General features: G+C 34.3%; 11 protein-coding genes. 7 read left to right on the top strand and 4 right to left on the bottom strand.

What is annotated here, in order from left to right; genetic code table 11:
- Positions 1–6: 6 nt before the first annotated feature.
- Entirely contained in the window at positions 7–1,164 is a 1,158-nt protein-coding gene (locus M0D21_RS11400; protein WP_248329553.1) for a serine hydrolase domain-containing protein, read from the top strand.
- Positions 1,165–1,178: 14 nt separating this feature from the next.
- Here the strand turns inward: M0D21_RS11400 and rsmG are convergent, their stop codons facing one another.
- Positions 1,179–1,808: a 16S rRNA (guanine(527)-N(7))-methyltransferase RsmG gene (gene rsmG, locus M0D21_RS11405; protein ID WP_248329555.1), complete on the bottom strand. Its 630-nt coding sequence runs from the start codon at positions 1,806–1,808 to the stop codon at positions 1,179–1,181.
- A 168-nt stretch (positions 1,809–1,976) separates the two neighbouring features.
- Here rsmG and M0D21_RS11410 point away from each other — a divergent pair, with 168 nt between their 5' ends.
- From M0D21_RS11410 to M0D21_RS11420, 3 genes are all read left to right on the top strand, one after another.
- Positions 1,977–3,077, top strand: coding sequence for a fatty acid desaturase family protein (locus M0D21_RS11410; protein ID WP_248329557.1), 1,101 nt, complete (start codon positions 1,977–1,979; stop codon positions 3,075–3,077).
- A 43-nt stretch (positions 3,078–3,120) separates the two neighbouring features.
- The gene (locus M0D21_RS11415; RefSeq protein ID WP_248330438.1) at positions 3,121–4,308 is read left to right on the top strand and encodes a pyridoxal phosphate-dependent aminotransferase; all 1,188 of its coding nucleotides are present in this window, start codon (positions 3,121–3,123) and stop codon (positions 4,306–4,308) included.
- Positions 4,309–4,532: 224 nt separating this feature from the next.
- A complete protein-coding gene (locus M0D21_RS11420; protein WP_248329559.1) occupies positions 4,533–4,802 on the top strand; it encodes a hypothetical protein in 270 nt (89 codons plus the stop codon).
- 11 nt (positions 4,803–4,813) lie between these two features.
- Here M0D21_RS11420 and M0D21_RS11425 read toward each other — a convergent pair whose 3' ends face one another.
- A complete protein-coding gene (locus M0D21_RS11425) occupies positions 4,814–6,310 on the bottom strand; it encodes a TrkH family potassium uptake protein (RefSeq protein ID WP_248329562.1) in 1,497 nt (498 codons plus the stop codon).
- A 2-nt stretch (positions 6,311–6,312) separates the two neighbouring features.
- Positions 6,313–7,662, bottom strand: coding sequence for a Trk system potassium transporter TrkA (gene trkA / locus M0D21_RS11430; RefSeq protein ID WP_248329564.1), 1,350 nt, complete (start codon positions 7,660–7,662; stop codon positions 6,313–6,315).
- Between the two features lie 209 nt (positions 7,663–7,871).
- Between trkA and ubiE the strand changes: the two genes are divergently transcribed.
- Together ubiE and porT are read left to right on the top strand one after the other, a co-directional pair.
- Entirely contained in the window at positions 7,872–8,600 is a 729-nt protein-coding gene (gene ubiE / locus M0D21_RS11435) for a bifunctional demethylmenaquinone methyltransferase/2-methoxy-6-polyprenyl-1,4-benzoquinol methylase UbiE (RefSeq protein ID WP_248329566.1), read from the top strand.
- 89 nt (positions 8,601–8,689) lie between these two features.
- The gene (gene porT / locus M0D21_RS11440; protein ID WP_248329568.1) at positions 8,690–9,397 is read left to right on the top strand and encodes a type IX secretion/gliding motility protein PorT/SprT; all 708 of its coding nucleotides are present in this window, start codon (positions 8,690–8,692) and stop codon (positions 9,395–9,397) included.
- A gap of 8 nt (positions 9,398–9,405) precedes the next feature.
- Here porT and M0D21_RS11445 read toward each other — a convergent pair whose 3' ends face one another.
- Positions 9,406–10,137 carry a TrmH family RNA methyltransferase gene (locus M0D21_RS11445; protein WP_248329570.1) on the bottom strand — a complete coding sequence of 244 codons (732 nt, stop codon included), beginning with the start codon at positions 10,135–10,137 and terminating at the stop codon, positions 9,406–9,408.
- Between the two features lie 37 nt (positions 10,138–10,174).
- On the opposite strand from M0D21_RS11445, the gene tamL reads away from it, so the two are divergent.
- A complete protein-coding gene (gene tamL, locus M0D21_RS11450) occupies positions 10,175–12,754 on the top strand; it encodes a translocation and assembly module lipoprotein TamL (protein WP_449500935.1) in 2,580 nt (859 codons plus the stop codon).
- The last annotated feature ends 171 nt before the right edge of the window (positions 12,755–12,925 follow it).

A 12,925-nucleotide genomic window follows, 5' to 3' on the forward strand; every position in this document is an offset into this window, starting at 1 on the left:
GAATCGATGAAATATAAACACTATTGTTTTTTGGTTGTTATTCTATTAGTAAACAACCATATAAAAGCACAAAATGCCGCTCCTTCTGCTACAGAAGAGCTTTCTGTAAAGTTTAATGATATTTTGAAATCTGATATTTCAAACTCAAAATATAAAATTTCAGGAATTTCTATGAGTGTAATCGCTCCAGACATTAACATTAAATGGTCTGGTGCTGAAGGATTTGACAGCACAGAAAAAACGGACAAACTTTCTGAAAACCAACCCTTCAGAATAGCTAGCGTAACCAAAACATTTGTGTCTGCAGCAATCTTGAGACTATATGAAGATGGAAAACTAAAACTGGATGATCCTATATCAAAATACATTTCTGCAGAACACCAAAATATACTAAAACAAGGTGGATACCAACCAGACCACATTACCATTAAGCATTGTCTACAGCATACCAGTGGCTTATTTGACTACGCGATGGGAGGAAATGATTATATCAAAACAGCAAGAAAAAACCCTAATAAGAAGTGGACCAGAACAGAGCAATTACAATTCGCTATGGATCACGGTAAACCAATTGGTAATCCAGGAGAACAGTATAAATACAGTGATACTGGGTATATCATATTAGGCGAAACTATAGAAAAACTTACCGAAACAGGATTAGCAGAAGGACTAAGAACTTTATTAAATTTTAGTTCTTTGAAACTGTCATCTACATGGTTAGAAGGCTTGGAACCTAAACCCGATGGTTTATTACAACCCGTTCATCGCTATATGGAAAACCTAGATACTACTTTATGGGATAGCTCTGTAGATTTATATGGAGGAGGCGGACTCTCTTCTACTACCAAGGACTTGACTGTTTTTTTTCATGCTTTATTCAATCATAAAGTATTTAAAAACAAAGAGACGTTACAAATCATGCTGGCACCAAACAAAACTACTATAAATGACAAAAATGCCGATGATTACCGTATGGGCATTCAACAAATGGTGAGCAAGAAATATGATGTCGAAGCTTTTTTTCACGAAGGTTTCTGGAATACCATAGCTATACATATCCCAGAATACAATTGTACTATAGCGATCAATTATACCAACCAATTCTCAAACCATACTTTATCAGAAACCGTGGGATTGATCAAACAACTTAGGGAATTGCAGTAACACTATTCCTTGATCTAAATTTTATATTTTAAAGGGAGGTACACTACTTTTTTGGTTTCAAAAAACTCTTCTTCGAAGAAGTCTGAAAGATTATGCTCTATCGCTTTTGGAAACTGCTCCAATTCCTCAGTAAGATCTCCTCCTTTTAAATATAAAATTCCATTTTTGAGTTCATGCCTACTCTGTTTAGCCACATTTTTACGCACCCATTTTACAAAATCAGGCATATTGGTAACAGCACGACTAACAATAAAATCGAAACGATCATCAAAAGTCCCTGCTCTACGTTGTTCAGCTTTTACATTTTCAAGCCCCAGGGCTTTAACTACTTCATTGACTACTCTAATTTTTTTAGCGATTACATCAACCAAGTAAAATTGAGTTTCAGGAAATAAAATTGCCAAGGGCACTCCAGGAAAGCCCCCTCCTGTACCTACATCTAACACATGAGTTCCCGGCATAAATTCTAAAATTTTTGCAATACCTAACGAATGTAGAACATGACGTTCATACAGAGCATCTATGTCTTTTCGAGAGATAACGTTAATTTTGGCGTTCCACTCTGCATATAGATCCTGTAATTTTGAAAATTTGCTTTGCTGTTCTTCAGTTAAATCTGTAAAATATTTATCTATAATAGTCACTCTTTTGCTTTTTTGTTCTTGTAATAATAAACCAATATAATTAAAGCGCAAAAATACATGTTAAACTCATATATTTTATTTCTTTTTAGGAAGTTAAAAAAATTTAAATACCTAAATTTACCCAATATTAGTATGACCAAATACGTTTGGTCATAAACCTCAACAGTTATGACTACACCTAATATTCGCTTCAGCAGGGCTGATTCTGCTAAGTTTTTTAAAACGCTAAACAAGCGTGTGAATCAGTATTTTAAAGAGAATAACATTAAAAGAACAGGAAACTGGAAACTGCATCTTAAAACAATTATCATGTTTTCTATTTTTTTAACTCCATATTTCTTGATCCTTACTCTTAATATTTCTCAGTGGTGGATGCTCCTACTTACTGTTGTAATGGGAGTTGGAATGGCAGGAGTTGGTATGAATGTTATGCATGATGGCAATCATGGATCTTACTCTTCAAAAAAATGGATCAATAAATTAATGGGAAACAGCATTTACATTCTTGCCGGAAATGTATATAACTGGCAAGTTCAACACAATGTATTACACCATACTTATACCAATATTCACGGTCACGATGAAGATATGGATGCTGGAAGAATAATACGTTTTACTAAGCATGCACAATGGAGACGTTTTCATAGGTTTCAGCATTATTATTCTATATTCTTATATGGTTTATTAACATTTAACTGGGCTCTTACTACAGATTTCAAACAGACCAAAGATTATTTGTCTCGTAAGCTTTCTTATGGAAAATTACCAAGTCCATTTAAACAATGGAGTAATGTCGTAATCACTAAAGCAATCTACTTACTTATTTGGATAGTAATTCCTATGTTAATTATGTCTATCGCCTGGTGGAAAATCTTAATAGGTTTTTTTGTAATGCACTATGTAGCAGGTTTGATACTAAGTGTTATTTTTCAATTGGCTCACATGGTTGAAGGTGCAGAAATGCCAGTTCCTGATAATACTGGAACTATGAAAAACACCTGGGCAATACATCAGTTATTCACCACGGTAAATTTCTCTACCAAAAACAAATTAGTAAACTGGTTTACTGGGGGGCTTAACCACCAAGTTGAGCATCATATATTTCCTCACATCAGCCATATTCACTATACCAAAATTTCAAAAATCGTAAAGCAAACGGCGCAAGAGTTTAATTTACCTTATAATGAATATAAAACCACACGCAAGGCTATTGTAGCACATTTCAAACACCTTAAAGAAATGGGTATGAAGCCTGCAATTCAATCATAACTTTTATTATTACCAATTAGAAATGAGTACACAAGTATCGGAAATGAGTACACAATTATCAGACAGAATTAATGCATTAAAAGCTTCTGCCACCCTTGCAATGGCAGCAAAAGCACGAGAATTAAGAGCTGAAGGAAAAGACATTATTGGTCTTAGCTTAGGTGAACCAGATTTTAATACTCCAGATTTTATAAAGGAGGCTGCAATACAGGCCGTTAATGACAACTATAATTCATACACACCTGTAGATGGATATGTTGAGCTTAAAGACGCCATTATTACTAAGTTCAAAAGAGATAATAATCTCAATTATGATCGTTCTCAAATTGTAGTTTCTACAGGGGCAAAGCAGGCACTTTATAACATTGCACAAGTTTGCATCAACCCGGGAGATGAAGTTATTTTACCTTGCCCATATTGGGTAAGTTATAGTGACATTATAAAACTAGCAGGAGGTGTTCCTGTAGAGGTAAAAACCTCGATAGAAACTGATTTTAAAATGACCGCTTCTCAATTGGAAGATGCCATAACACCTAAAACCAAAATGATATGGTATAGCTCTCCGTGTAACCCAAGTGGATCTATCTACAGCAAGGAAGAATTGAGATCGCTGGCCGATGTATTACAAAAACATCCTCATATAGTTGTTGTAAGTGATGAAATATATGAGCATATCAATTACAAAGAAGAGCATGCTTCTATGGCCCAGTTTGAAGATATGTATGAGCGCACGGTAACCGTAAATGGTGTTGCCAAAGCTTTTGCTATGACAGGCTGGAGAATTGGTTACATAGGTGCTCCTACAGCAATAGCAAGAGCATGCAACAAAATTCAAGGTCAAGTTACCAGTGGAGCCAATTGTATCGCACAACGTGCTGTTATTACAGCTTTGGAAGCGCCTGTAAGTAAGATTAAGTATATGGTAGATGAATTCAAGGAACGTAGAACGTTAATTTTGAAGTTACTATCTGATATCCCAGGATTTGAATGTAATGAGCCTGAAGGGGCCTTTTATGTTTTCCCAGATATTTCATACTACTTTGGAAAAACCCTTAAAGGATCAACTATAAATGATGCTACAGATTTCTCTATGTACTTACTGGAAGAAGCTAATGTTGCTACGGTTACAGGAATTGCATTTGGTAATGGAAACTGTATCAGAATTTCATATGCTGCAAGCACAGAGCAAATTATTGAAGCTATACGCAGAATTAAAGAAGCGTTAAGCTAAAAACATACACAAGTATTTAGAATCGGCTATGCTAAAAATCTAGTATAGTCGATTTTTTTATACAAAAATTTTGGTTTTAGACATCATATTTCCAGACACTTACAAAGGTTAACATTATCTTATCAAAATAAAAACATCTCCCAAATACTAAATTAGACGATTTGGAGTTATAATTTTTCCCAGAATACACAAATTATCTTAAAACCAACTTAAATTAAAACCGTATGTCCCCCATCGAAAAAGAACGTATTGTTCAAAAAAATGTGCTTCAGATTTTTAAAGAGAATTTTAATGTTTCCAAAACAGATGATGAAATTCTTAATATGAAACCAGAAACGGAATTCAACCAAGATTATATAAGTTATTACGAATCTATACTTGATATTTTTCTAATTGAACCGGAACACCTAAACAGCATTACAGGAAAAGTAAAAGATACTATTAAGAAGGTAGCGGAGTTATGGACAATAACTTTGCGCTATTCTTTACCATAAACAGTTACATTTTATCTATTTCTCCAGAAAAAAGGAGTAAGAAGAATAAGTACGGTAAATAATTCTAATCTTCCTATTAGCATGAGGAAGCAACACCACCATTTCCCAAATGCAGGCAATACATCGAAGTTATTCACCGGGCTAAGTTTCCCAAAAGCAGGACCAACATTTCCGAGAGAGGAAGCAGCACCCCCTATCGCAGTTTCAAAATCTAATCCTAAGGCTCCCAACACAACTGAGCCAATAATAAATGCCAGCATATAAAGTATAAAGAAAGCCAGTATGTTAAATACAATCTCTTTAGAAACTGCTTTTGTATTATATCGTACGGGAAGCACAGCTCTTGGGTGCAGTGTTCTTTTAAATTCTAATATTCCATTTCTTATGGTTATGAGGTGACGTACTACTTTCATTCCTCCAGAAGTAGAACCTGCAGATCCTCCTAAAAACATAATACCAAAGAAAAATACGGTTAGAAACGGAGTCCACATTGTGAAATCTGCAGTCACAAATCCTGTGGTTGTTACCACCGCCAATACTTGAAACAAAGCATGGCGAAATGCACTTTCTGCCTCTCCCCAAACCATAGGATGATCGACAGAAGAGATAGATACATCTGCCTTTAAATAGATTACTACCGTAGCGATAATGGTAAAAGCACCTACAAAAAAGGCATATAACTTAAACTCTTCGTCTTTGATAATTTTTTGGACTTTTCCTTTAAATCCAAAATAACTCAATACAAAATTCATCCCCGCCAGAAACATAAACAGGATAATAATATATTGAATTATAGGTTGATCATTCCAATACGCAACACTAGCATTTTTAGTAGAAAAACCACCCGTAGACAAAGTACTCAAGGCATGATTTATAGCATCAAAAAAGTTCATTCCTGCCAGTTGCAGCAATATAGTCTCTGCCGCGGTATACCCGACATATATCAACCATAATCTCTTGGCTGTATCGGTAATTCTTGGGTGTAGTTTATCAGCATTAGGACCGGGAGCCTCTGCAGCAAACAATTGCATACCCCCTATACCCAACAAAGGTAAAATTGCTATCGCCAAAACAATAATACCCATACCTCCAATCCAATGGGTAAGGCTACGCCAAAATAAAACTCCTTTGGGTATTATTTCTATTTCGTTCAAAATAGTCGCGCCTGTCGTGGTATACCCAGACATCGTTTCGAAAAAAGCATTAGTAAAGGAAGGAATTGCCCCAGAAAACAAGTAGGGTAACGTACCACTTAAGGACATAAAAATCCATCCAAAAGTAACAACGATATACCCTTCTCTTTTGTTGATTTCTTTTTGATGTTCTCTTGTCAAAAACATCATCACTATACCAACAAACATGGTTGCAACAGAAGCCATCATTATTTCAAGAGTAACCCCATCTTTATATGCAAAACTCATTATTGTTGCTAACAACATAAAACAACCATTACAAAGCAATAATAGCCCCATAATGTGTAATATGATTTTATAATTCAATTTAGACATGTCTACAAAAAGAGCTTTTCTATTTTCTTGATCGACTTAGGAAGACAACAAACCACTACTCTATCACCAGCTTCGATATAAAAATTCCCTAAAGGAATCATACCTTTTCCGTTTCTTATTACTCCGGCAATAATAGCAGATCTAGGAAAGTCTAAATCTTTAATTAGGTTGTCACTTACCTCAGAGGTAGGCTTAACAATAAACTCCAACAATTCAGCATTCATATTATTGAGTTTGGTCATAGCGACCACTTCACCTTTTCTTATAAACCTGAATATGTTATTTGCAGCTAAAAGTTTTTTATTAATTAAGGTATCAATACCTATAGAATGAGATAATTGAAAATAATCCATATTTTCAACTAGGGCAATAGTTTTTCTAACGCCTTTAGATTTTGCAACCAAACAAGACATAATATTGGTTTCCGAATTTCCGGTTACAGCAATAAAAGCATCCATTTCTCCTATACCTTCTTCCTGTAAAAGCTCTACATTTCTTCCATCTCCGTTAATTATCATAGCACTAGGAAGATCATCAGCAAGATCGAAAGATTTATCTTTATCTTTCTCAATAAGTTTTACTCTAAATTTGTGATCACAAAGGTCACAAGAGGTTTTGTATCCTATCTTGCTTCCTCCTAGAATCATCACATTTTTAATATCTTCTTTTACCTTACCAGTAAGCTTATATAATTCTTCAACTCCACCCTGAGAAGTAACAAAATACACTTGATCTCCTTCTTTAAAAGAAGTATCTCCTCTCGGTATCAAGGTATATTGAGTCCCTGATCTTTGTATTGCAATAGGCATAAAGTGAAGTTCTGGGAAAATTTCGGCTGCCTCTCTCACAGTTTTACCCACAAATAGAGCCTCCTTAGAAAGTGTAGTACCTACCATGGTAAGAGCTCCATCTTCAAACTCGTAACTATCGTGAAAAGCAGATTGATTAAGAAGCAACTCTATTTCACTTGCAGCAAGAGCTTCTGGAGAAATCAGTTCATCTATTCCAAATTTGGTAAAACCAACTTCTTCTTTATTTTCAATAAACTCTGTATTCGATATTCTTGCAATGGTTCGTTTAGCCCCAAGTTGTTTTGCAAGTACACAAACGGTAATATTAGTAGTTTCACTAGAAGTTACACTTATTACCATATCTACGTTATCTACCCTTGCTTCTTTCAAAATAGTAATTGAAGTAGCATCTCCTTTAATAACTCTAATATCTAGATGTGTATCTGCGTAGTTAAGGCATTCTTTATCTGTATCGATCAGTGTTATGTCTTGAGATTCGAATGAAAGTAATTTAGCCAAATGAAATCCCACTTCACCTGCTCCGGCAATAATGATTTTCATCGGTTTTGTTTATTGTTTTCCATTTTAAAAATAAAATCGAACTAAGAAATTACATCACTTATTTTACTCCAAAAATAACCTCTTAGCATATAAAAGCGTACAAAGATAATGTAAATTGACTAACTGATAAAATTTGATTATAACCAACTTAACACGAATCTATTCCCACTATCAATATCAAAAATGTATATTTGCCTAAATTTTTTTGAATGTCAGAAAAAATAACACCATACAAGGACAAAAATAGAAGCAAGAAAGAACAGGTTACCGAAATGTTTGATACTATTTCGGGGAATTATGATGGTCTTAACCGTGTTATTTCATTAGGTATTGATATAAAATGGCGCAAGAAAGTTGTGAATCTTGTCGGAAACATCAAACCTCAGAAAATCTTGGATGTTGCTACCGGTACTGGAGATTTGGCAATAAATCTATCAAAAACAGGAGCTTCTGAAATTATTGGGCTCGATATCTCTACAGGTATGTTAGAGGTAGGTAAAAAGAAGATCAATGCCAAACAATTAGATACGATTATAGATATGGTTACCGGAGATAGTGAAAATCTTCCATACGAAGAAAACTATTTCGATGCGGTTACTGTGGCATTTGGAGTGAGAAATTTTGAAAACCTAGAAAAAGGACTTTCTGAAATATATAGAGTACTCAAACCTGGTGGTATTTTTGTAGTATTAGAAACTTCAATTCCAACCAAAACGCCTTATAAACAAGGCTACAAATTTTATGCGACGAAAATTTTACCTTTGATTGGTAAAATTTTCTCTAAGGATCGATCTGCATACTCTTACTTGAGTGAAAGTGCTGCAGCTTTTCCATATGGGGAAGCATTCAACAATATTTTGAAGAAAATTGGGTTTATAGATGTTGAAGATAAACCCCAAACTTTTGGTGTTGCCACTATTTATAAAGCAACCAAATAATAAGATAACCTATAAAACAGGTATAAAAACAAATCATACTAATTAAAAGGTTAACAAAATAACCCAACGATTAGTAAATTTTATTGTAGATGAAAAAACTTATTATAGTAACTGTTCTTTTACTTTGCACTTTTGACATGAGTGCACAGCTATTCTCGAAAGAAAAAGTACAAAACCTTCAAAATTTTGACAAACCAAGATTTAGCTGGGGATATATTCTAGGATTTAATAGCTACGACTTTAATTTCGATTACACCTCAGATTTTGAAGATGCTGATATCGTAGTAGACAAAACAGTAGGATTTAGCGTAGGATTATTGGGAAACATGAGAATCAATGACTACCTTGATTTAAGATTAGAACCTATGGTTACCTTTACAAGTAGAAATCTTAATTTTTCTAACCCTATTTTCACCTCTCAATTCGAATCATTTAGAGAAGTTAAATCTACATACGTACACGTTCCCTTATTACTAAAAATATCTACAAAAAGACTAAATAACTTTAAACCATTTATAGTTGGCGGTGTATCTACATCTATTAACTTATCTAGTAATGAAGACAATCCTGATGATAACAGCTCAGGTGAATTTAGAATGAAAACCAACACCAATTATTACGAAATAGGATTTGGTGTTGATTTGTACCTGTATTATTTCAAATTCACACCTTCGATACGAGGAGTTTTTGCAATGTCTGATGAGCTGGTTAAAGACAATGATCCAAATAGTCCTTGGACATCAACTATAGATAAAATGTCTACTCGAGGAATATTTATCAATTTTACTTTTCAGTAAAAACAGTATCAAGATCGTTTAAATTCGCTAAGTACAATAGCTGTTGCAGTGGCAACATTTAAACTTTCTGTTTTTTGACCATCACCAAACTGAGGGATTGTTATTTTTTTATCTACAAACGCCTCAACTTGCGGTGAAATACCATTAGCTTCGTTACCCATAACTACGATTCCATCTTTTGGCAAATCTGTTTTATATAGGTTATCTCCATCCATAAATGTCCCGAAGGTCATTAAATCAGATTTTTTTGATTTCAAGAAGTCTAGAACCGAGGTATATCTAACATTTACTCTAGAAATAGAGCCCATTGTAGCTTGAATCACTTTTGGGTTATAGCAATCTACCGTTTGCAACGAACATACCAATTCACGAATTCCAAACCAATCACATAGCCTAATAATTGTCCCTAGATTCCCAGGATCTCTAACATCATCTAACACCAAGGTTATCCCCTTTGGGTCGATCTCTTGTTCTTCGGGTATATAAAAAACTGCCAAAGCCGTTTGTGGTGTCGATAGAAAACTAATCTGTTTTAATTCGTCTTCCTTTAATACATACTGAAGTTTAGGGTCGATTTTAAAAAAACTATCATCTACGGTGTAGAGAGAATGCAGCCTAAATTCTGCATCCAACAACTCATTTATCACCTTTTTACCCTCAGCAACAAATAAATGATGCTGTTTTCGGTATTTTTTTTGATGTAAACTCTTTATTAATTTCTTTTGGTTTTTGCTAACCATACAAATAGTGTATTTTTGAATCAATAATGAACCGGGATTGAAACACTTTCTGACAAAAATATTATTTATTACCCTATCCTCAATCTTTTTACTTTCGTGTGACGCGGTTAAAAGAGTTCAAGACGGCGAATATTTATTGGAAAAAAACCAGGTTTTTGTTGATAGCGTCAAAATTAAGAATCCTAAACTGGAGAATCAACTTTTGCAAAAGGCAAATACTAAGATTTTAGGAATCCCAGCGCAACTGCACATATATAACCTAGCAAGTGTCAATAAGGATTCTCTCTATAAAGATTGGTTACATAGAAAACCGAAGAGAGAAAAAAGAATGATAAATTTTCTTTCCAAAAAACAGGTAGATAGACTCGGGGTCGGCCTATCTGGAATGAATGAATGGATAAAAAACACGGGGGAACCTCCAACTATAGTTAATGAAACTAAGACGAAACGATCTGCAAAAAGGCTTCAGGCATATTATTGGAATAATGGTTGGTTTAATGTTGAGACCGATTATGAAATAAACAAAAAAGAAGATAAACGAGCATTTGTAAATTACTATATCAAACCAAATCGACCTTATTTTATAGATACTTTAAAATCAAAAATTGATTCTGAGGTTGCAGATTCTATATACCAAATCAGTCGTGAGAAATCTACCATAGTTAGCGGAAAACAGTATAAAACTTCAGATATTGAGAATGAAAGAGAAAGGCTCACCTCTTTATTCAGAAACTCTGGATTATTTCACTTTGAAAAAGAATTTATAAAATTCGATGCCGATACGGTAAACACAGATCACAAAGTAAACCTGAATTTAATTATAAAGAACAGACCTATCACCTTTGGTGATTCAACAGCAAGAATCCCTTACAAAGTTCACAAAATAAGCCAGGTAAATGTTTATACCGATTATTCTTACGAAAACAGGAATAAACAGCCTAAAGACAGTACTTTTTATAGAGGATATAACATATATGGCTTTGATGAAATCAAATATACCCGCAAAGCGATTGCAAACTCTATTTTAATTAACCCAGGTGAAGTTTTCAGAGATCAAGATCGAACTTCGACATATACTCAAATAAACAACCTAAGGACTTTTAAATACCCAAACATTAAATATGAGATAGACCCTAACGATCCCACGGGAGAGAGTCTTATCACCAATATTTTATTAACTCCGCGAAAAAAATATAGTTCTAATGTAGAGTTTGATGTTTCCACTTCCAGTATACAAGCATTTGGTATTGGTTTTGGAGGATCGCTTCTTATTAGAAATGTTTTCAGAGGGGCAGAAATACTGGAAATATCTGCAAGAGGAAGTATTGGTTCTTCGAGTGATGCAGTTGATGGAGGAGAACGATTTTTTAATATTTCAGAAATTGGAGCCGATGTAAAATTATCTTTCCCAAAAATTGTTTTCCCTATCAAAACCAATAAAATTATACCAAAGCGTATGACCCCAACAACCAATCTTATTTTTGGGATCAATGTGCAGCAAAACATTGGTTTAGATAAGCAAAATGCCACAGGAATATTTAATTATCGTTGGAAACCCAATCAATTACTCACTAATCAGCTCGATCTTGTTAATGTGCAATATGTACGGAATTTAAACACCAATAATTATTTTAATATTTATAGCACATCCTTTAGCGAGTTAAATGACATTGCCAGACAGGTACTTGATGCCGACTCTCCCTTCTTTGTACAGCCAGACACGGGAACACCTGATATCAATAACGCTGTTCTAAGTATTCCCCAAGGTGCCGATAATTTTATTGACCAATCTTTAGGAACAACCCCCGATGAGGATCTGGATCAAAATCAATTACAAGAAATTAGAAACATTAATGAACGAAAGATCAGGCTTACCGAAGACAACCTAATTTTTGGATCGAGTTATACCTACACCAAAAACAATAGAGAAAACTTGTATGACGAAGACTTTTCTAGATTTAGAGTAAAATTTGAGTTGGCAGGCAATATCTTAAGTACGATATCTAATATTGCAGGGTTAAAAAAGAATTCGAATGATCGTTACGAAATTTTTGGTGTAGAATTCTCTCAATATGCCAAATTAGAATTAGATTATACAAAACACTGGGATTTAGGAAGAAAAAACATCATTGCGTTTAGAGCTTTTGGGGGATTTGCCCTTCCTTACGGAAATGCAAATAGTATTCCGTTTGCACGAAGTTTCTTTGGAGGAGGCCCCAACGACAACAGAGCATGGCTGGTTTATGATCTGGGACCAGGGAGTACAGGCGGAAGAAATGAGTTTAATGAAGCCAACCTGAAAATTGCATCCAATATTGAATACCGATACAATATTCTTGGATCTTTAAATGGCGCCTTGTTTATTGATGCCGGTAATATCTGGAATGCTTTGGATAATGTTGAGGATGAAGAAGCTGTATTTTCCAAAATTGATGACATTCAAGAAATTGCTGTTGGAACCGGATTTGGATTTCGATACGATTTCGATTTTTTCGTTATAAGATTCGACATTGGCTTCAAGACGTTTAACCCCGCAAGTGATAGAGATCAAAGATGGTTTAAAGGTTATAATTTCTCTGAAGCTGTATATAATTTTGGAATCAATTATCCTTTTTAATCACACACAATTTACTTCTCTGTTTTAATACCCAAATCTATTATTGTTAAGATTGCGTATTCGTATAGGTTTACGTTTAATTTTACTATTTTTGTAAGCTTATAAACCAAAATTAAATGGTGAAATAAGTTATAACACTCATTATCTTAGGGTTAAAGAGGAATACTTATG

Source organism: Aquimarina acroporae, assembly GCF_023195925.1.
GTDB lineage: Bacteria > Bacteroidota > Bacteroidia > Flavobacteriales > Flavobacteriaceae > Aquimarina > Aquimarina acroporae.